The sequence below is a fragment of the Streptomyces sp. NPDC005151 genome (assembly GCF_053599875.1).
This window is the reverse complement of record NZ_JBSFYR010000042.1, coordinates 1-19,719: the sequence shown is the minus strand read 5'-3', so window position 1 is coordinate 19,719 and position 19,719 is coordinate 1. Positions and strand designations below refer to the sequence as shown.

The window sequence follows — 19,719 nt, the reverse complement described above, 5'->3', positions numbered from 1 at the left end:
CCGACGATCCCGGTGAGGAGCATCACCAGGCCCGTTCGGCGGCTCGCGCCCACTGTGTGCGTGCGCCGGGTGGTCGTGGCGTCCGGCGCGAGAGCGGGGCTGTGACTCATGCCGCTCGCCGGGAGCCAGAGGGCGACCGTGGCCGGCCCCCTGCCGTCGGGGCTGCGGCCGGTGTGGCCCGCCGTCGGTAGACCAGATACGGCCGGGCCAGGTATCCGATCGGGGCGCTCCACACATGAACCAGCCGAGTGAACGGCCAGGCCGCGAAGAGCAGGCAGGCGGTCAGGGCGTGCAGCTGGAACAGCAGCGGTGCTCCAGCGATCGCCTCGGGCTGCGGCTGGAGGGTGAACAGGCCGCGGAACCAGACGGAGACGGTGGAGCGGTAGTCGTAGCCGCCGCCGAAGACGTTGTGGGCGGCGGTGGCGGTGATGCCCAGCAGGACGGTGGCGGACAGCAGGGGGAAGAGCAGCTTGTCGCTTCGGTCGGTGCCCAGCCGGATCCGGCGGGTCAGCAGCCGCCGGGCACACAGCATGCCAAGCCCCGCGACCATGGCGACGCCCGCCACCGAACCCGCCCACACGGCCGTTGTGTGGTAGGCGTGCTCGCTGATCCCCGCGGCCTCGGTCCAGGAGGCGGGGACCGCCAGGCCCACCACATGTCCGCCGATCACCATGAAGGCGCCCAGGTGGAACAGCGGGCTGCCCCAGCGCAGCCACCGGTGTTCGAGGAGCTGGCTGGTGCGGGAGGTCCAGCCGAACTGGTCCTGGCGGTAGCGCCAGACGTGCCCGACGACGAACACGGCGAGGCAGATGTAGGGGATGGCGACCCACAGGAGGAGGTCGGCGCCGCTCGTGGACGCGGCGGCCAAGGGGGTGGGTACGGCGTTCATCGGGGGCCTTCCGTACGGCTGGTCGAAGCGGGCGGCACACGGGTCGGCGGGGCCGGCGCCGGCGGCACGAAGGTGCCCGGCGGGGCGAACTCGCCGTCCCCGTACGTCCCGTAGGGGTCGAGGCCGACCTCCTCGTTCGGCGGGCCCTCGGCGACGAGCTGGGCGACCGCCGCGCGGTCCGCCTCGGTGGGCGGTGGCAGCAGGGTGAGCAGCGCGGCCAGCACATGCCGGTAGGGGGAATCGGCGTCGGTCAGGGCGCGGTGGATCAGCTCCAGCCCGCGCCGGTGCTGGCGCAGTGGTGCCTCACCGCCACCTGGACCCGCCAAGGCGGCGAATTCCAGTACGACCGGCAGGTGGTCGGGCAGTTCTCCCCCGTCGGTTTCCCAGCCCGCGGCCCGGTAACGCTGGTTCAAGGTGAGCAGGGCCATGCCCCGGCGGCGGGTGTCGCCGTGCAGGTAGTAGGTCAGGTAGAGGCTGCTCTTGCGGCGCAGGTCGAACATCTCGACGTAAGTACGCTCCAGCGCCTCGGGCTCCTGCCCGGTGAACCAGGTGACGAAGGTCGCCAGGTGCTCGGCGGCGGGCGAGGGCGGCAGCGCCTCGACGGTGGCCGTCAATACCGGTCGGGCGGTGGTGAGTTCGGTGTCCGGGTATTGCAGCAGCAGCGAGCACAGCCGCAGCAGCAGAATGCGCGCCTCGCTCTCCTCGGGCGTGAGCCGGGCCGGGCGGCGTACGGCCGCCCGGACGCGGGTGCGGACGAGGGCGGGAATTGTTGCGGGCAGCGGGCTCACAGGTGGCCTCCGGCGGGGGTTTCGGGCGTACGGCGGCGCAGGGTGGGGATGCCGAGCATCACCCGTCGCCCGCCGTCGTCCGTCGGGTCGCCGGACGATTCGACCGGGCATCGGTTCTCCATCGCGGTCAGCGCGGCAGTGTCCTCCTTGTGCGCGGCCGGGACGACATAGCGGTCGGCGTATTTGGCGATGGCGAGCAGGCGGTGCAGGTCCTGCGCCTCGCGGGCGGTGAGCCCGACGGCCTTGAGCACGGCCTCGTCACCGGTCTCACCGAGGGTGCGCTCCCGCATGTACGAGCGCAGCGCGGTGAGCTTCATCAGCACTCCGGCGACGACGTCGGTGTCTCCGGCGGTGAACAGCTCCGCCAGGTACTCCAGCGGGATGCGCAGGCGGGTGACGGCGGCGAAGACGTGGTCGGGGTCGTCCTGGTTTCCGCCCGCCGCGTCGACGGCGTCCAGGACGGGGGAGAGCGGGGGCACGTACCAGACCATCGGCAGGGTGCGGTACTCGGGGTGCAGCGGCAACGCCACCTTGTACCGCATGACCAGGTCGTAGACCGGCGAGCGGCGTGCGGCGTCCAGCCAGTCCTCGGGGATGCCGGACTCCCGTGCCGCCGCGATCACTTCGGGGTCGTGCGGGTCGAGGAAGACGCCGCGCTGGGCGTCCAGCAGGTCCTTCTCGTCCGGGGTGGCTGCGGCCTCGCCGACGCGGTCGGCGTCGTACAGCAGGAGCCCGAGGTAGCGCAGTCGTCCCACGCAAGTCTCGGAGCAGACGGTGGGCTGTCCGACCTCGATGCGGGGGAAGCAGAAGGTGCACTTCTCGGCCTTGCCGGTGGCGTGGTTGACGTACACCTTCTTGTACGGGCATGCCGTCACGCACATCCGCCAGCCGCGGCAGCGGTCCTGGTCGACCAGGACGATGCCGTCCTCGACCCGCTTGTACATCGCACCAGATGGGCAGGCGGAGACGCAGGCGGGGTTGAGGCAGTGTTCGCACAGCCTCGGCAGGTGGAAGAGGAAGGTCTGTTCGAACTCGAACTTCACCTTCTCCGCCCACTCGCCGCTCAGGTTGGGGTCGCCGCCTGCGTGTTCAGGCGCGCCGCCGAGGCCGTCCTCCCAGTTGGCGCCCCAGGTGATGGCGGTGGGCTTGCCGGTGAGGACGGAGCGGGGCCGGGCGACTGGCATGTCCGGCCCGGCGGGAGCGCTGACCAGGTTGTCGTAGTCGTAGGTGACCGGCTCGTAGTAGTCCTCGATGCTCGGCAGGTCGGGGTTGGCGAAGAGGGACAGCAGCCGCTTGAGCCGGCCGCCGGAGCGCAGGACGAGGCGTCCGCGCTTGTCGAGCATCCAGCCGCCCTTCCACTGCTCCTGGTCCTCGTAGCGGCGGGGGTAGCCGACGCCGGGCTTGGTCTCCACGTTGTTGAACCAGGCGTACTCGACTCCGGTGCGGTTGGTCCACGTCTGCTTGCAGGTGACCGAGCAGGTGTGGCAGCCGATGCACTTGTCGAGGTTCATCACCATCGCGATCTGGGCCATCACGCGCATGTCAGTACTCCACTTGCTGGCTGCGACGGCGGATGACGGTGACCTCGTCGCGCTGGTTGCCGGTCGGGCCGTAGTAGTTGAAGGCATAGGTGAACTGCGCGTAGCCGCCCGCGAGATGGGTGGGCTTGAGCAGCAGCCGGGTGAGCGAGTTGTGGATGCCACCACGCTTGCCGCTGACCTCGGTCTTCGGCACGTTCACGTTGCGGTCCTGGGCGTGGTACATGTACACCGTGCCCTCGGGCATGCGGTGCGTGACCACAGCCCGGCAGGCGACGACGCCGTTGCGGTTGTACGCCTCGATCCACTCGTTGTCCTTCACGCCGATCTTCTCGGCGTCCTCCAAAGACATCCAGATCACCGGGCCGCCCCGGGACAGGGCGAGCATGTGCGCGTTGTCCTGGTAATTGGAGTGGATGGACCACTTCGAGTGAGGGGTCAGATAGCGGACCGTGACCTCCGCCCGGCCGTCCTCGCGCAGATGCTCGTCGCCGTAGTGCCGGGGGGTGTTCAGCGGCGGCCGGTAGACCGGGAGTTGCTCGCCGAGTTCGGTCATCCAGTCGTGCTGGACGAAGAAGTGCTGGCGGCCGGTGAGGGTGTGCCAGGGCTTCTTGTGCTCGGTGTTGATGACGAACGGCGAGTAGCGCCGACCGCCGGTCTCGCTGCCCGACCACTCGTACGAGGTGATGACCGACCGGGGCTGGGTGCGGGTGTCGGCGAAGGTGATCCGCTCGGCCTCGCGTTCGGAGGCGAGTCCCACCAGGCCCTCACTGCCGGTCTGCCGCTCCAGTTCGCGGAAGCCCTCGGTGGCCAGGCGCCCGTTGGTGGTGCCGGACAGGGCGAGGATCGCCTCGCACATGTCGGAGGCGGTGGCCAGAGAGGGCCGGCCGGCGGCCACGCCATCGCGGACGGTGCCGCAGCGACGGCGCAGTTCGTCGATCTCCCGGTCGGGGTGGACGGTGACACCCTTGGTGGTGGTGCCCAGGGTGTCCAGCAGCGGGCCGACAGCACGCATCTTCTGCGCGGTCGCGGCATAGTCCCGCTCGATGACGACGAGCTTCGGCATGGTGCGCCCCGGGATCGGCTCGCACTCCCCGGTCTTCCAGTCCCGCACCACGCCGCCCGGCTGGGCGAGTTCGTCGGGGGTGTCGTGCAGCAGCGGCACCGCCAGGACGTCGGTACGGGTACCCAGATGCTCGGCGGCCAGTTCGCTGAACTTGTCGGCGATCGTGAGGAAGCTGTCGTAGTCGGTGCGGGCCTGCCAGGGCGGGGCGATGGCCGGCGTGAAGGCGTGTACGAAGGGATGCATGTCCGTACTGGACAGGTCGTCCTTCTCGTACCAGGTCGCGGCCGGCAGGACCACGTCGGAGAGCAGGCTGGTGGAGGTCATCCGGAAGTCCATGGTGACCAGCAGGTCGAGCTTGCCCTCGGGTGCCTCGTCCCGCCAGACCACCTCCTGCGGGCGTCCCTCGGGCGGGGTCTCCTCGGAGCGGACGGCCGCGTCCGTGCCCAGCAGGTGCCGCAGGAAGTACTCGTTGCCCTTGCCGGAGGAGCCGAGCAGGTTGGCACGCCACACCGTCAGGACGCGGGGGAAGTTGGCGGGGTCGTCGGGGTCCTCGGCGGCGAACCGCAGCCGCCCGGACTTCAGTTCGTCGACGATGTGCTCGGCGACCGGCCGGCCCGCCCGCGCCGCCTCGTCCGTCAGGTCGAGGGGGTTGCGGTTGAAGCCGGGGTGACCGGGCGTCCACCCCAGCCGCACGGCCTGCGTCAGGCAGTCGGCGAACGCCTTGCCCCGGAACCGCCCGTTCCCGAGCGGGGAGGCCAGCTCATCGGGCCCGAACGCCTCGTAGCGCCACTGGTCGGAGTTCAGGTACCAGTACGAGGTGCCCGCCATGTGCCGGGTGGGGCGCTGCCAGTCGAAGGCGAACGCCAGGTGCTGCAGTCCGGTGAGGGGACGGACTTTCTCCTGGCCGACGTAGTGGGCCCAGCCGCCGCCGTTGACGCCCTGGCAGCCGGTCATCGTCGTCAGCGCCAGGAAGGCCCGGTAGATGGTGTCGGAGTGGAACCAGTGGTTGGTGCCCGCGCCGAGGGCGATCATGGACCGGCCGTTGGTGCGCTCGGCGTTGCGGGCGAACTCCCGGGCGATCCGGGCCGCCTGCTCCGCCGGCACCGAAGTGACCGTCTCCTGCCAGGCCGGGGTGTACGGCTCGCTCGCGTCCTCGTACGACGCCGGCCAACTTCCCGGCAGGCCCGGCCGCTCCACCCCGTACTGGGCGAGCATCAGGTCGAAGACCGTGGTGACCATCCGCCCGCCGATCCTGCGGACCGGCACCCCGCGCACCATCACCGAGCCGCCCTCCGTCGCGCCCTCGTCGAAGCGGGGCAGCGCGAGCTCGACCGTCTCCTCCGCGCTCTCGAGCAGGCTCAACTCGGGCACCACGTCGCCGAGGTCGAGGTTCCAGCGGCCTTGCTCGGCTTTCCCCCAGCGGAAGCCGAGCGAGCCGTCCGGCACGACCGGTTCGCCCGTGGCCGCGTCGAGGAGAACGGTCTTGGACCCGGCATGTTCCGTGTCGTGTCCGAGGTCGGCGGCGGTCAAAAACCCGTCCGGGACCAGGCCGCCCTCGGTGTGCTCGCGCAGGGCCACCAGGAACGGCGCGTCGGTGAACTTGCGCATGTAGTCCTGGAAGTAGGGCACTTCGCGGTCGACGAAGAACTCGCGCAGGATCACATGGCCCATGGCCATCGCCAGGGCCCCGTCCGTGCCTGGGTGCGGGGCGAGCCACTCGTCGGCGTGCTTGACGTTGTCGGCGTAGTCGGGGCTGACCGCGACGACCTTGGTGCCGTTGTAGCGGGTCTCGGTCAGGAAGTGCGCGTCCGGGGTGCGGGTGACGGGGATGTTGGAGCCCCACATGATCAGATAGCCCGCGTTCCACCAGTCGGCCGCCTCCGGCACGTCGGTCTGGTCGCCGAAGACCTGCGGCGAGGCGATCGGCAGGTCGGCGTACCAGTCGTAGAACGACAGCAGGGTGCCGCCGATCAGTGACATGAAACGTGCCCCCGCCGCGAAGGACGCCATCGACATCGCCGGGATCGGGGAGAAGCCCGCGACGCGATCCGGGCCGTACGTCTTGACGGTGTGCACGTGAGCGGCGGCAACCAGCTCGCTGACTTCGTCCCAGTCGGCGCGCACCAGGCCGCCCTTGCCGCGGGCCTTCTTGTAGGCGCGCGCCTTGGCCGGATCGCCGGTGATCTCGGCCCAGGCTGCCACCGGGTCGCCGAGCCGCTTACGGGCCTCGCGCCACAGCTTCAGCAGCGCGCCGCGTACATACGGGTAGCGGACCCGGCTGGGGGAGTAGGTGTACCAGGAGAACGAGGCGCCGCGCGGGCAGCCGCGTGGCTCGTACTCGGGGCAGTCGGTACCGATGGACGGGTAGTCGGTGGCCTGGTGTTCCCAGGTGATGATGCCGTCCTTGACGTACACCATCCACGAGCAGGACCCGGTGCAGTTCACCCCGTGCGTGGAGCGCACCACCTTGTCGTGCGCCCAGCGGTCGCGGTAGAAGCCCTCCCACTTGCCGTCGCTCTCGCCGAACACGGCGCGCCCGTCGGCCGACACCTCACGGCGGGTGAGCAGTCGCCGGGCGGCCAGCGGCCAGCCTTCACCAGCGCTCGACGCCTGAGACCGTGCGTTCTGATCGTTCTCCATGGCTGGGAACGCTAGGTGGTGCGGGCCCTGGTGCACCTGGGGCCGGCGGTCCTGGCCGGATGGCCTTCCGGCCCAGACTGGACGGTCGCAATAGGGCCCAATGGCCCCCGCGCTGGGGTCTGGTCGGCCGGGGGGTCGGGTGTGACCGGAGTTGCATCCTGGGCATTGATCGAACCGCAGATGCCCATCTGTCCGTAGGACCGCATCCCGTACCTGACGGCGGCTATTCCCCCGTCCCTGGCCACCTCAGGCGCAGCGAGTATGGCGCGTGTCGCCCGGTTCGGTCGTGCGTCCGGCCGCCCCGCGCGGCCGGACGCGGCATCAGCCCTCCCCCGCGCCGGCACCCCGCAACGCCGTCGATACCCGCACCGGTCGGCCACGCCGACTGTCGACTCGCCGAGGACCCCCGGCCGACAACGCCCACCCCGCCAAGGACACAAAGAAGGACGATGACATGAAAGAACAAGACATGAAGAACCAGGACATGGAGAACGAGGAGACCGGTGGCTGCGGCGGGGTCTGCGGCTGCGGTGGTGCGGAGGACGAGGCCCTTCCCGAACTGGATGTCCGTGGTGTCCCGCACGCCCTGCGCCACGCCACGGTGTTCGGCGCGCTCGACGCCATCCCGGCGGGCAGCGCCATGGTGCTGATCGCGCCGCACGACCCGCTGCCTCTGCTCGCGCAGATCGAAGACCGAAGCCCCGGCATCTTCTCCGTCGAGTACCTGGAGCGAGGCCCCGCAGCCTGGCGGCTCCAGCTCAGCCACCACTGACACCCACATCCCCTGCCACGCACACGAGAACGAAGGAAGACTCCTCATGAACGCTGCGCCCCGCCGCACCAGCGCCCTGATCGCAATGGTCGGCATCGCCCTGGGAGTCGCCGGGCCGGTCATGCTGCTGCGGGGCCGCAGCGGCCGCAGAGAGATACGAGCGGAACTGGCCGCGCAGAAGATCACGTTCCCGGACCACGGCCTGCCCGCCCACCTGGCCCGCTTCGCCGGCTGCCCCGTGGAAACCGGCCCGGAGGCCCACGCGTACGCCGAGCTCATCAAGGACCATCTCGCCAAGGCCACCGGCGGCCGCACCTACGCGGAGGTCACCGAGGAGTTGCACGCCGGCGGAGGCGACGACGAGAAACTCGCCCAGCTGCGCCAGACCGCCTTCATGGGCGAGACGCTGCGCGGCTCTCTGCTGTCGGCCTACCAGGCGTGGCACCTCACCACCCTCGTCACCGGTCTGGGCGCTCTGCTGACCGGGGCCGGAGCGGCCCTGGTGGCCACCGCGAACGCCCTGGGAGCGGATACGCGCCGCCCCTGACCGCCCGGGCGCGCGGCACACGCCTGTCCCCACTCCGGCGTGACCTTGAACCGGTGTGCTCCGTCCAGGTGCAGCCGCTCATGAGATTCAGGAATCCCGCACCGTAGGTGGCGAAGCCGACGAGTGCGACGAGCCGTCCGATCAGCGACACCAAACGCAGACCTTCGACGCTTCCCCTGACATTCCGTTTGGGCGGCCTGCCCGGGCGCGAAAGCCTGGGAAGGCCGTGTGGTCATTTCCCGTAGTAGCTGCCAACTTCCTTGGTCGGGCCGAGAGTTCGGGCTGCGGGCTGTGGCAGTGCTGACAGGGCGACACCAGGGTAGGGCGTGATCGGCGACCAGTGATCATGCCATCGGAAGGGTGCCCAGGTGGGACGTCCGGGTCAGCCGCCCGGGGTGGGCATTTCTGCGACGAACGGCGACTCTCACGCATGAACGTGCACCTGGCGCGATGCATGCGTGCCGACGGGCCGTCCGGCCCTGGCACGAGTGCCGGATCAAGGGACTGTCGGCCCATCGGGAAGGACTGATCGGCCGCCGCGCCGGTACGCCCCGACTCCGCATGCTGATCAGCGACCGATCTGGAGGTATCCCGTGTACTACTGCAACCAGCATCCATGCGACTGTCTCCACCGCCGTCCCCCGGCACGGGTGCTGCGCACGGTCCGGGCCGGTCACCGTCCGGCCGCCCGCCTCGTCTGCCCTGACTCCAGGGCGGCCGGACACAGCCTCAGGGCGCTGGGAAGGGCTGTGCGATGAGCGCCGCCCGTGCCATCCGCCGCCAGCGGCACGACGCGGGGGAGCGGCCGTTCATCGTCATCTGGGAGTCCACGCGGGCCTGCCCGCTGGCCTGCCTGCACTGCCGGGCCGAGGCCGTGCCCGACCGCGACCCGCGGGAGCTGGACACCGCCGCCGCGCAGGACCTGCTGCGCCAGGTGGCCGCCTTCGGACAGCCCGCCCCACTGTTCGTGATCACCGGCGGTGACCCGTTCCAGCGCCCCAACCTGACCGACCTCATCGCGTACGGCAGGGAAGTGGGGGTCCGGGTCGCGGTCTCCCCCTCTGGCACCCCGACGCTCACCGATGAGCGATTGCGCGCCGTGCACGCTGCGGGCGCGTCCGGGCTCTCGCTCAGCCTGGACGGCTCCACCGCCGAACTGCACGACGCCTTCCGCGGGGTGCCCGGGGTGTTCCGCTGGACCCTGGACGCCTGGGACACAGCGCGTTGCCTCGGCATGAAGGTGCAGATCAACACAACGGTCGCCCGGCACAACCTCTACGACCTCCCCGACATCGTCCGCCTGGTCGCCGAGCACGGGGCGATGCTGTGGAGTGCCTTCTTCCTGGTGCCCACCGGCCGCGGCCGCACCCTCGGCGCACTGACTCCCGCCGAGGTCGAGGACGTCCTCAACTTCGTCTACGACGTCGGCCTGACCGTGCCCGCCAAGACCACCGAAGCCCACCACTTCCGCCGCGTCGCCCTGCAGCGCCAGGTCCTCGCGAACCGCGGCGACGACCACGTGGCCGTGCTCGGACTCGGGCCGCTGTACCGGGAACTGCGTGAGCGAGCCGCCGAGTTGGGCCTTGACGCCGGAGCGCGCCGGGTGCGGCGCCCGCCGCTGGACGTCAACGCGGGCCGCGGCTTCGTCTTCGTCTCGCACACCGGCACCGTGCACCCCAGCGGCTTCCTGCCGCTGGGCGCCGGCAACGTACGCGAGACACCCCTGACCGATATCTACCGCACCTCGGAACTGTTCACCGGGCTGCGAGACCCCGAACGGCTGGGCGGCCGGTGCGGGCGGTGCGAGTTCCGCCAGGTCTGCGGCGGCTCGCGGTCCCGGGCCTACGGCGTCACCGGCGACCCCTACGCCGAGGAGCCGTGGTGCGGCTACCAGCCCGGCTCCTTCCCGCACCAGCGGGAACTGGCCGCGCTGCTGTCCGGTGGCGCCCACGAGGAACCGCCTGTTCGTCCCTGCCCGACCGCCGCCCCGGGCGGCAAGGAGCACCGTGTACAGCAAGAACGATGACCCGGCCGTCGACGGTGGCCGCCCGCCCAGCAGGTTCAAGGCGTCCGGCCTGCGCAGTCGACATCTGGCCGCCCACGTCCTGGTCGCGGCCTGGGTGGTGCTCGCGCTGCTGGCGGCGAGCGCCCAGCAGACACTGCCGGTGGCCCGCTGGCTGGCCATCCACCTGTTCCTGCTCGGCGCCGCCACCACCGCCATCGTGGTATGGAGCGAGCACTTCGCCGTCGCCATGCTCCACGCCCGGCTGCCCGACCGGCGGTGGAGCAACGCCCGGCTGGCCGGCGTCAACACCGGGGTCCTGGGCATCCTCACCGGCGTGTGGGCCGACCTGCCCGTCCTGACCGGTGCCGGGTGCGCGCTGCTGGTCACCGCGGTCGCCGCGCACCTGGTGGTACTGGTCCGCATGGGCCGGGGCGCGCTGGGCGGGCGGCTCGCCCCGATCGCCGACTACTACCGGGCCGGCGCTGCGGCTCTGATCGTCGGTGCGGTACTTGGCTGGCTGCTGGCCACTGGCAGGGCGGGCCCGCAGCACTACACCGGGCTGAAGCTGGCCCACGTGCACGTCACGCTCCTCGGCTGGATCGGACTGCCCGTGCTGGGCACGCTGTTCATGCTCTGGCCCACCGTGCTGGGCGTGCGCATGGCCGAGCGCACCACCCGGCTGGCGCGCTGGGTGCTGATGATGACCGGGGGCGGCCTGCTGACCGCCGTCGCCGGACTGGCGGCCGAATGGCGCCCCACCGCCGCACTCGGCGTCGCTCTCTACGCTGCCGGCGTCGCCGTCGCGACGCAGCTGTTCGCCCGTACGGTGCGCCGACGGCCCGCGATCTCGGCACCCGCCGCGTGGATGCTGGCCGCCACTGCGGGATGGCTGCTGGTCGGCGTCGTCGTGGACCTCGTGCTCCTGGCCGCACGACCGCTCGCCGAGGTACGGGATGACATCGGGTCGCTGGTCCCGGTGCTGCTCGTCGGGTTCGTCGCGCAGGTCCTCATCGGGGCCCTCACCTACCTGCTGCCCATCGTGCTGGCCAGTGGTCCCAAGGAACGGGCCGCGCTGCGGGCGGTGCTTGAGCAGGGCTGGGTGCCGCGGCTTGTCGCGCTCAACCTCGGCGTGGTCCTGCTCGCGCTTCCGCTGCCCGACCCGGTCGGCACGGCGGGCATCCTGCCGGCCGGGGCGGCCGGGGCCGCGTTCCTCGCCCTGGTGGTGCGCGTCCTGGTCCGCAGCGGACGGGGTCTTCTCCAGGACGGGGACAAGGGCGGCGTCTCGCGTCGCCCGGTCGTGTGGGGCACCGCAGCAGGGGCCGTACTGACCGTGCTGGCCGTGCTCGTGGCCAACAGCGGTGGGGACACGAGCGGCGGGGTGAGCGCCGCCGGGACGACGGGCGCAGGCGCCGGGACCACCCGCACGGTCGCCGTCACCCTGGCCGACATGCGCATCCGCCCGGCCCGGATCGAGGTCACCGCGGGCACCGATCTGCGGCTGAAGGTCACCAACACCGACGCCCAACGCCACGACCTCGAGGTCGAGGACGGTCCAGCCACACCGATGCTCGCCAAGGGCCACACCCGCGTACTCGACCTCGGGCAGATCACCAAGAACCGCGAGGCGTGGTGCACCCTGCCGGGCCACCGGGCGGCCGGGATGACGATGGACATCGTCGTCACCGGCGATACCGACGGCGCGGGCCCGCACGATGACCACTCCATGACCGCCATCATCAGCGGCGGTCTGGACCTCTCCGCCGACTTCTCCGCGGGCTGGCAGCCACGCGATGCCGACCTGGCCACCGCGCCCGGCGGGACGGTCCACAAGGTCGAACTGCACGCCGCGCACACCGAGGTCGAAGTGGCCCCGGGCGTGAAGCAGCAGATGTGGACCTTCGGCGGCACCGCACCCGGCCCCACCCTGCACGGCAAGGTCGGTGACGTCTTCGAGGTCACCCTGGTCAACGACGACCCGTCCATGGGCCACGGCATCGACTTCCACGCCGGCTCCCTCGCCCCGGACGGTCCGATGCGCACCATCCAGCCCGGCGGGCGACTGGTCTACCGGTTTCGCGCCGCGAAGGCCGGAGCGTGGCTGTACCACTGCAGCACCGCACCGATGCTCCAGCACATGGGCAACGGCATGTACGGCGCCGTCATCATCGACCCACCCGGCCTGAAGAAGGTCGACCACGAGTATGTGCTGGTCTCCTCCGAGCTCTACCTCGGTACGCCGGGCAGCGCGGTCCAAGTGGCGAAGATGCGTCAGGACATGCCGGACGCCTGGGTGTTCAACGGCATCGCCGCCCAGTACGCCAAGGCGCCGTTGACGCTGAAGGCCGGCGAACGGGCCCGCTTCTGGGTGGTCGCCGCCGGACCGAGCGACGGCATTGCCTTCCATGTCGTCGGTACTGTCTTCGACACCGTGTACAAGGAAGGCGCCTACCTACTGAAACCCGGTGACTCCGGAGGGTCGCAGGTGCTCGACCTGGCCCCGGCCCAGGGCGGGTTCGTCGAGACCACCTTTCCCGAGGCCGGCCACTACTCCTTCGTCGACCACGACATGCGGCACGCCGAAGCCGGGGCCATGGGCATGGTGGAGGTGAGCGACTGATGGACACCGTCGGCCTGTGGTCCCTGGTGCGGTTCGTGCACGTGGCCGGCGCCGCCCTGTGGGTCGGCGGCCAACTGGCCCTGTCCCTGGTGATCCTGCCGCTGGCCCGCCACCTGCTCGCACCAGAGGCCAAGGACCGCTTCACCGCCGCGGCGGGCCGCCGGTTCGGCCTGCTGACCGGGGCGGTGTTCCTGCCGGCCCAGCTGACCACCGGCTGGGCCATGGCCTGGCACAAGGGCGTCACCTGGGCCTCGCTCGCCGAACCCGGCTACGGCCGTACCTTGGCGGCCAAACTCGCCCTCTTCGTGGTGGTGATGCTCGCCGCGGGCGGCCACGGCATCGCCCACGCCAAGGGCCACTCCGAACTTGCCCGGATCCTGGCGGTCGTCTCCCTCGTCGGCTCGCTCGGCGTCGTCCTGCTGGCCACCGCCCTGCCCGCCACCTGACCCGTGGCCACAACGAAGAGAAGAGGAGGCATCATGCGTACCCAAGCCCCGCTGGACGCCGCCACCGTGGAGTCGCTCCTGACGGCGGCCGTGGCAGCCCCGTCGATCCACAACACACAGCCCTGGCGCTTCCGCCTGGACCCCGACAGCCAGGTACTGCAGGTCCGTTCGGCGCCGGAGCGAACACTGCCGCTGACCGACCCGATGCACCGCGCCCAGTATCTGTCCGTGGGCGCCGCGGTCTTCAACCTCCGCCTCGCAGCCGTCCACCAGGGCCGGCGGCCGGAGGTGAGACTGCTGCCGGATCCGCACGAACCAGGGCTGCTGGCCACCGTACGACTGACTGGTCCACTCGACGCGGATGACCAGCCGTCGGACCCTGGCCTCTACGAGGCCATCGCGCGGCGGCACACCAGCCGGATGCCGTTCACCGGCCGACCGGTGCCCGAGCCGATCGTGGGGGAGATGGCGTCGGCCGCGCACGCCGCCGGCGCACGCCTGCACGTGCCGGACATCGCCGGAACACGACGGCTGCTGCGCCTGACGGCCGCAGCCGAGGCACGCAACCACGCCCACCCGGAGCGCACCGCCGAAACCCGCACCTGGATCACCGCCCCGGGAGCAGACACCCCCTACGGCATCCCGGTCACAGCCCTCGGCCCGCCCGACGCGGCCGCGCGGATGCCGATGCGGGACTTCACCGGCGCGCTGCCCGCCCTCCGCCTGCCCGCCCTGTGGTTCGAACGCCACGTCCAGGTGGCCCTGCTGTCAACGTCCCACGACCGGCGGGAGGACTGGCTGCGGGCGGGCCAGGCCCTGCAGTACGTCCTGCTCACGGCGACCGCCCACGGGCTGCGCACGTCACTCCTGCACCAGGCCATGGAATGGCCCGACCTGCGGGCGGCGACCGGCCTCCCGGGACACAAGCGGTGTCATCCGCACATACTGATCAGATTCGGCTACGGACCGGACGGCGGCCGCACCCCGCGAACGCCCAGGCACTGCCCTGTTCGTCCCGCAGCAACGCCCGCCACCGATACCGAAACGAGCTGAGGACGCGGTCTCTGCCGGCGCCGTCCAAGGAACACGGCGGACAGGGCCGCACCTGTCCGCCGCAAAGACGGCCCGTCAGCCTGCGCCGCAGGCAGCCCCGAGCTCGCGCCGGGTGACGAGCTCCGCCTCGATCCGTATGAACATGGTGTCCGCTGCTGTTACCCAGGGGCGCGGACTGTCCGTGACAGCCGTTTCGTGCTCCGCCGCCAGACCGTTCAGACCGTGGCGCTACCGGTGATGATCACAGCCATGGGTCCGCGGGAAGCATCCGGGCGGACACCGGTGCGGGACTCACCGGTGCGCTACCCGCACCACGGCTGTCCGCCCTGCGCTTCGAACGCCATGCCCAGGCGGCCTGCTGTGGACGTCCCACGACCTGGTTCCCTCACGGGGTGCAGTCGGCGGTCGGTCATATGGGTACCGGGCCGACGGAGTGACTCCGCGCCGTCGGCACGCGCCTGTGTCTGTGCGGCCGGAGTCAGAGCCCGCGGTCGCTGCGGGCTGCGCCTCAGTGCGTGCCGAGCGCTCCGCTGAGCTCGCGTCCGGTGACCATCTCGGACTCGATCCGTACGAACACCGCATCCCGCAGGGGCATCCAGGAGCTGGGGCCGGTCTGCGACAGCCGCTCGTGCTCGGCGGGATCGGTCAACACGGTGGCCCGTCCGGTGACGACCACGCTCCAGCCGGACCGGGTTGCCGCGTCGAACTCGTCCGCCTCGAAGGCGACTACGACGCCGTCGATGGCGTGTACGAGGTCCGAGTCCGGCGATGTGCGCAGCAGGACGGAGGCGTCCGTGTCCAGGGAGAAGTTGATGGGAAGGACCGCGGGCAGTGCCTGTCGGGTGTAGACCACGCGGCCGACCGGCACCTTGGCCAGGAGGCGCAGGCACTCCTGCCGGTCGAGGGCGCGAAAGGCGTCGTTCGGGGACATCACGTCATCGTCCCTGTGGGCACTGGGAAGGGGGTAGGGCCGGTCGGCCCTCTTTTGTTGTGTCTCCGCAGGAGCGGGGTTCAGCCGCGCGGACGCAGGAGTGAGTCGTGCGGGCGATCTGGGGCACGGGTCCAAGGAGGTGCGGGCGGTCGGATCTGACCTTGAGGACCCTTTGCCCGGCCGTAGGGACCCATGGCCCATGTCGCTCGGGCGCCCGGATGCGGACAGTGGCTGCGAGGCGTCCGATCTGTGGGGCAGCGAACCTGTGGTTCCCATGCGCCCCCCGCGCCACCGAACCAACGTGAGAGGGAAGGGACGGACAACATGAACCAGCCGACGACGGAGAGCGAGAGGCCGGTCTCGGGCGCGCCGGTGCCCGGCCGGGCATGGCTGATGCTGGCCCTGGCCACCATCGGTTTCGCCGTCAACTTCTGGGCATGGGCGCTGCTCAGCCCGCTCGGTCCGCGCTTCAAGGACTCCCTCGACCTGTCTTCGTTCCAGCAGTCGCTGCTGGTGGCGGTGCCGGTCGTGGTCGGCTCCCTGGGCCGCATCCCGGTCGGCGCGCTGACCGACCGGTTTGGTGGCCGGGTCATGTTCCCGATCGTGTCGGCGGTCACCATCGTGCCGGTGCTCTACCTCGGCCTGGCCGGACACTCCTCCCTCGCCGCACTGCTGGTCGGCGGATTCTTCCTCGGCATCGGCGGCACCGCCTTCGCCGTCGGGGTGCCCTTCGTGAACGCCTGGTTCCCACCCGAGCGGCGCGGCATGGCCATCGGCGTCTTCGGCGCCGGCATGGGCGGAACCGCCATCAGCGCCCTGACCACCGTCAAGCTGGTCAACGCGCACAGCATGTCGACACCCTTCCTGATCACCGCCGCGGTGCTTGCCGTGTACGCCGTGGCCGCGGCGCTGCTGCTGCGCGACGCGCCCGGACGCACGGTGCCGACCGAGCCGCTGGTGCGCCGCCTGGCCGCCACCGCCCGGCTGGGCATCACCTGGCAGGCGTCCGCGCTGTACGCGGTGGCCTTCGGCGGCTACGTCGCCTTCTCCGTTTACCTGCCGACCTACCTCAAGACCGGCTACGGCCTGACCCAGGCGGACGCCGCGAACCGCATGGCCGGGTTCGTGCTGCTGGCCGTGGCGATGCGTCCGGTCGGCGGCTGGTTGTCCGACCGTATCGGCCCGGTCCGGGTGCTGGCCGCGTCGCTGGCTGTGGTGGCCGCCGGGGCGGTGGTGCAGTCGTTCACCCCGTCGCTGGCCCCGGTGGGCACCCTCGCCTTCCTGGCCATGGCCGGCGCGCTCGGCGCGGGCAGCGGGGCGACCTTCGCCCTGGTGGCCCTGCTGACCCCGGCGAACAAGGTCGGCTCGGTCACCGGCGTGGTCGGCGCCGCGGGCGGCCTGGGCGGCTTCGTGCCACCGCTGGTGATGGGCTCGCTGTACGGGGAGTACGGGTCGTACGCGGTCGGACTCGTCCTCCTCGCGGTTGTGGCCGCCGCGGCGCTGGGCTACACCCTCACCGGTGTCCGGGCCGCCGTCCAGGGCGGTGACCGGGCTCCGCGTGCCGGCCGTGGGCGGCACCACGGCGCGCACACAACGGTGTGAGAACGAGCGGCTGAGAACGACGGATCGAACGGGTTTCGAACGGGCAAGGAGATACACCGGTGTGCGAGTACTGCGGCTGCCAGTCCCTGGCGTCCATCGACGAGCTGACCCGTGAGCACGATGAGATCGTCCGCCTGATCAGCCACCTCCGTCCCGCCCACCATGATGGAGACGTGGCCCGGATGGCAGAGCTCGCCCGCGAGATCGCGACCGTGCTCGGCCCCCACACGCAGGTCGAGGAGCACGGCCTGTTCCCGGCGATGGCCGGGGACTTCTCCGAGCAGATTGCCGCTCTGGAGGCCGAGCACCGCCGCATCGAGTCGGTTCTGGCCGAGGCCGCCGACGGCGCCACGCCCACTGACCCGGTCTGGGCCGACCGCCTGATGGAGGTGATGGCGATGCTGCGCAACCACATCCTCAAGGAACAGGACGGCGTCTTCCCGGCCGCGCTCGCCAACCTCGGCACCGAGGAGTGGGAAGCGGTCGAGAAGGTGCGGGCAGAGGCAGGCAGTGCCCTGTCCCGGCCGACTGCCTGACCGCTCACTCACGGCTCACCACGGCGGACCAGTCGCTACACCCGGCTGGTCCGCCGCTCGTCTGCCCGGCACACCACTGGGGTGCGCGCATCACGGCGGCAGACTGCCCGCCCAGCGCGCGCGACGGTCCCTCCGACGGCCGGGATCACCGGGTGCGACCGGAGTCGTCGGGAGCAAGCTCCCTCGCGCCCGGACCGCTACAGGCCAGGGCTGCCGTGTGGGGCGGGTCATAGGTGGAAGCCGACCTGTCCGGACCGCTCTTTGCCGTCTACCACGGCCTGGTCAGCGAGGACTCCGACGGCCCGGTCGAGGTCTGCGCCCCGACCCCAACGGGGCCACCGCCCAGCCCGACGACCACGTCGTGCAGGTCGCTTGTCCCATCCGTCCGTGCCCAACGCCGCAGGGCCTTCCTCGGCGCCCCAGCTGCCCGATCGTGGCGCTGAGGCTTCGGCCTGCGTGGGGAGGCGCAGCGTCCGTTCCACCGTGGTGCCGGTGGGATCGTTCGGCGTGAGGATGAAGCTACCGCCCAGGTCAGTGGCGCGCCGACGGAGGTTGTCCAGGCCGCTGCGGCGGGTGACGGCAGGATCGATTCCGGTCCCGTTGTCGGCGACGCGCAGTTGGAGCCGGGTGCCGTCCGTCTCGGCGGTGACCTTGACTGTGGTGGCGTGTGCATGCCGAGAGTTATTCGAGAGTGTCTCGCGCAGGACAGCCAGCAGGTGCTCGGCATGGCCGGCGGGTACGTCCTATTGGACCAGCATGCCGATGAGTGTTACCAGGAAGTCCGCACAGCTACCCACCGCGGCCCGTCGGATACTGGAAACTGGCTGACCGAGGGCGGGGCTGCTCGAGTCGCGACGTCAGGACGGCCGCCTTCGTCGCTGTTATTGAACGTGCACGTGCGGAGCTGAGGTACTCGCCTACGTGCGCCGGGACTGCGTGGTGTGTGAGGAGGATGCGATGGATACACAGCTGTTGGACGCGAAGAAGGTGGCCGCACTGGTCGCCGAGGCCGTGGCCGCCCCTTCCATGCACAACGCGCAGCCGTGGCGCTTCCGTTTTGTGGCGAGCGAGCGTGTCCTTCTGCTGCTTGCCGATCTCGACCGGGCCATGCCTCACTCCGACCCTGGCAACCGAGCGTTGCACATCGGCTGCGGAGCGGCGCTGTTCAATCTCCGCGTCGCCGCCGCGCACACCGGGTTCGCCCCCGTTGTCCGGCTGCTGCCGGAGCCTGCGGAGCCGGGGCTACTGGCCGCAATCCAGCTGGACGAGGCGCGCTCCTCGGCGCCGGATGAGGACGATCTGTCGCGGCTGCACCCCGCGATCCGTCAGCGGCACACCAGCCGCCACCCCTTCGACGAGAAGGACCTGCCGGAGGATGTACGGGTCGCGTTGCGGAAAGCAGCCGGCCGGGAGGGAGCCGAGCTGCTGTTCCCCGGACCCTGGCACATGGAAACCGTATTGGAACTGGTCCACGATGCGGAGAGCCGTGACGCCTTGAACCCCGAAGGCATGGAGGATCTGCACCGCTGGACCCGGCTCGGTCCGGAGGCGGACATCGCCACCGACGGCGTCCCCGAGTACGCGTTCGGGCCGCGAATGCGGGACGGCAAGGCCCCTCTGCGTGACTTCGCCGGCCGCCGTCCGGTGGCCGACCGCGGCACTACCGCCTTCGAGAAGAACCCCCACCTGGCCCTGCTGAGTACACCGGGCGACACACCCGTCGACTGGCTGCGGGCGGGCCAGGCACTGGAACGCGTCCTGCTGGAGGCGACCATCGCCGGGCTTGCAACCTCCCTGACCTCCCACGCCCTGGAGAACCCGGACCTGCGCCTGCTGGCCCGCGATCCGGTGGAGGGCAGGGGCCACGTCCAGATGGTGCTGCGCCTGGGCTACGGGCCCCAGGGACCTTCCACGCCCCGCCGTCCGGTTCGGGATGTTCTCGACATCGTCCAGTAGAAGACGAGACGGACGAGGTCTTTGCCGCCGCCGTCGATGCGACACACGCCTGGATGAGGGCTGATGGCAGGGCGCACGCTGGACTGTCGATCGCCCAGGCATGGCACGTCGGCTGAGCTTGACGTTTAACCCCGGCAAGATCGTGTCTTGTCGGGGTTCGTCATGCGCCGGACAGCAGGCGCGGCCGCCTGTGATGCTCGAAGTGTTGAGCGTCGAGATGCCACAGAACGGCCGCTGTCATGAGCTTTCCCGTCTCCTCCGTCCCTGTCCACCCCTTGTCCGTGTTATCCGACTTCCGGAACGACTTCTACGCTGGCCTGTCCCGTCGCGGGG

Annotated in this window: 15 protein-coding genes; 9 read left to right on the top strand and 6 right to left on the bottom strand. The window is 70.9% G+C overall.

The genetic code is table 11. The annotated features are described in order from the left end of the window. Nucleotides 1-106 precede the first annotated feature (106 nt). Genes narI through ACWD6R_RS22385 form a run of 4 tightly spaced genes read right to left on the bottom strand, consistent with a single transcriptional unit; the run spans nt 107 to nt 6,921 of the window. Complete coding sequence (narI, locus tag ACWD6R_RS22400; RefSeq protein ID WP_451820307.1) at nt 107-889, bottom strand: respiratory nitrate reductase subunit gamma; 783 nt, start codon at nt 887-889, stop codon at nt 107-109. Then, the gene (gene narJ, locus ACWD6R_RS22395; protein WP_451820306.1) at nt 886-1,677 is read right to left on the bottom strand and encodes a nitrate reductase molybdenum cofactor assembly chaperone; all 792 of its coding nucleotides are present in this window, start codon (nt 1,675-1,677) and stop codon (nt 886-888) included. The genes narI and narJ overlap by 4 nt, the downstream gene beginning before the upstream one ends. After that, entirely contained in the window at nt 1,674-3,218 is a 1,545-nt protein-coding gene (gene narH / locus ACWD6R_RS22390; RefSeq protein WP_451820305.1) for a nitrate reductase subunit beta, read from the bottom strand. The genes narJ and narH overlap by 4 nt, the downstream gene beginning before the upstream one ends. 1 nt (nt 3,219) lies before the next feature. Further along, a complete protein-coding gene (locus tag ACWD6R_RS22385) occupies nt 3,220-6,921 on the bottom strand; it encodes a nitrate reductase subunit alpha (protein WP_451820304.1) in 3,702 nt (1,233 codons plus the stop codon). Nucleotides 6,922-7,375: 454 nt separating this feature from the next. Here ACWD6R_RS22385 and ACWD6R_RS22380 point away from each other — a divergent pair, with 454 nt between their 5' ends. The 6 genes from ACWD6R_RS22380 (at nt 7,376) to ACWD6R_RS22355 (ending at nt 14,361) form a co-directional block, all read left to right on the top strand. After that, nucleotides 7,376-7,693 (top strand): DUF2249 domain-containing protein, encoded by a 318-nt coding sequence (locus ACWD6R_RS22380; RefSeq protein ID WP_451820303.1) that lies wholly within the window; start codon nt 7,376-7,378, stop codon nt 7,691-7,693. A gap of 46 nt (nt 7,694-7,739) precedes the next feature. Further along, complete coding sequence (locus tag ACWD6R_RS22375; protein WP_451820302.1) at nt 7,740-8,240, top strand: hypothetical protein; 501 nt, start codon at nt 7,740-7,742, stop codon at nt 8,238-8,240. 754 nt (nt 8,241-8,994) lie between these two features. Next, nucleotides 8,995-10,266 (top strand): TIGR04053 family radical SAM/SPASM domain-containing protein, encoded by a 1,272-nt coding sequence (locus ACWD6R_RS22370; RefSeq protein WP_451820301.1) that lies wholly within the window; start codon nt 8,995-8,997, stop codon nt 10,264-10,266. Continuing rightward, nucleotides 10,247-12,862, top strand: coding sequence for a multicopper oxidase domain-containing protein (locus ACWD6R_RS22365; protein WP_451820300.1), 2,616 nt, complete (start codon nt 10,247-10,249; stop codon nt 12,860-12,862). The genes ACWD6R_RS22370 and ACWD6R_RS22365 overlap by 20 nt, the downstream gene beginning before the upstream one ends. Further along, the gene (locus tag ACWD6R_RS22360) at nt 12,862-13,308 is read left to right on the top strand and encodes a hypothetical protein (RefSeq protein ID WP_451820299.1); all 447 of its coding nucleotides are present in this window, start codon (nt 12,862-12,864) and stop codon (nt 13,306-13,308) included. Before ACWD6R_RS22365 ends, ACWD6R_RS22360 begins: the two co-directional genes overlap by 1 nt. A gap of 33 nt (nt 13,309-13,341) precedes the next feature. Next, nucleotides 13,342-14,361: an Acg family FMN-binding oxidoreductase gene (locus ACWD6R_RS22355; protein WP_451820298.1), complete on the top strand. Its 1,020-nt coding sequence runs from the start codon at nt 13,342-13,344 to the stop codon at nt 14,359-14,361. A 508-nt stretch (nt 14,362-14,869) separates the two neighbouring features. Here the strand turns inward: ACWD6R_RS22355 and ACWD6R_RS22350 are convergent. After that, nucleotides 14,870-15,292, bottom strand: a complete 423-nt coding sequence (locus tag ACWD6R_RS22350) for a pyridoxamine 5'-phosphate oxidase family protein (RefSeq protein ID WP_451820297.1) — start codon at nt 15,290-15,292, stop codon at nt 14,870-14,872. Between the two features lie 324 nt (nt 15,293-15,616). Between ACWD6R_RS22350 and ACWD6R_RS22345 the strand changes: the two genes are divergently transcribed. Together ACWD6R_RS22345 and ACWD6R_RS22340 are read left to right on the top strand one after the other, a co-directional pair. Continuing rightward, nucleotides 15,617-16,894 (top strand): MFS transporter, encoded by a 1,278-nt coding sequence (locus tag ACWD6R_RS22345; RefSeq protein WP_451820296.1) that lies wholly within the window; start codon nt 15,617-15,619, stop codon nt 16,892-16,894. Nucleotides 16,895-16,953: 59 nt separating this feature from the next. Continuing rightward, a complete protein-coding gene (locus ACWD6R_RS22340; RefSeq protein ID WP_451820295.1) occupies nt 16,954-17,430 on the top strand; it encodes a hemerythrin domain-containing protein in 477 nt (158 codons plus the stop codon). A 227-nt stretch (nt 17,431-17,657) separates the two neighbouring features. On the opposite strand, the gene ACWD6R_RS22335 is transcribed toward ACWD6R_RS22340, so the two are convergent. After that, on the bottom strand, nt 17,658-18,146 hold the full coding sequence (locus ACWD6R_RS22335) for a sensor histidine kinase (RefSeq protein ID WP_451820336.1): 489 nt from the start codon (nt 18,144-18,146) through the stop codon (nt 17,658-17,660). 241 nt (nt 18,147-18,387) lie between these two features. On the opposite strand from ACWD6R_RS22335, the gene ACWD6R_RS22330 reads away from it, so the two are divergent. Next, on the top strand, nt 18,388-19,386 hold the full coding sequence (locus ACWD6R_RS22330; RefSeq protein ID WP_451820294.1) for an Acg family FMN-binding oxidoreductase: 999 nt from the start codon (nt 18,388-18,390) through the stop codon (nt 19,384-19,386). The last annotated feature ends 333 nt before the right edge of the window (nt 19,387-19,719 follow it).

Coding starts and splice junctions, on each gene's coding strand:
- ACWD6R_RS22385 (WP_451820304.1), bottom strand. CDS start 6,921: ATGGAGAACGATCAGAACGCACGGTCTCAGGCGTCGAGCGCTGGTGAA.
- ACWD6R_RS22355 (WP_451820298.1), top strand. CDS start 13,342: ATGCGTACCCAAGCCCCGCTGGACGCCGCCACCGTGGAGTCGCTCCTG.
- ACWD6R_RS22380 (WP_451820303.1), top strand. CDS start 7,376: ATGAAAGAACAAGACATGAAGAACCAGGACATGGAGAACGAGGAGACC.
- ACWD6R_RS22375 (WP_451820302.1), top strand. CDS start 7,740: ATGAACGCTGCGCCCCGCCGCACCAGCGCCCTGATCGCAATGGTCGGC.
- narI (WP_451820307.1), bottom strand. CDS start 889: ATGAACGCCGTACCCACCCCCTTGGCCGCCGCGTCCACGAGCGGCGCC.
- ACWD6R_RS22330 (WP_451820294.1), top strand. CDS start 18,388: ATGGATACACAGCTGTTGGACGCGAAGAAGGTGGCCGCACTGGTCGCC.
- ACWD6R_RS22360 (WP_451820299.1), top strand. CDS start 12,862: ATGGACACCGTCGGCCTGTGGTCCCTGGTGCGGTTCGTGCACGTGGCC.
- ACWD6R_RS22370 (WP_451820301.1), top strand. CDS start 8,995: ATGAGCGCCGCCCGTGCCATCCGCCGCCAGCGGCACGACGCGGGGGAG.
- ACWD6R_RS22350 (WP_451820297.1), bottom strand. CDS start 15,292: ATGTCCCCGAACGACGCCTTTCGCGCCCTCGACCGGCAGGAGTGCCTG.
- narH (WP_451820305.1), bottom strand. CDS start 3,218: ATGCGCGTGATGGCCCAGATCGCGATGGTGATGAACCTCGACAAGTGC.
- ACWD6R_RS22345 (WP_451820296.1), top strand. CDS start 15,617: ATGAACCAGCCGACGACGGAGAGCGAGAGGCCGGTCTCGGGCGCGCCG.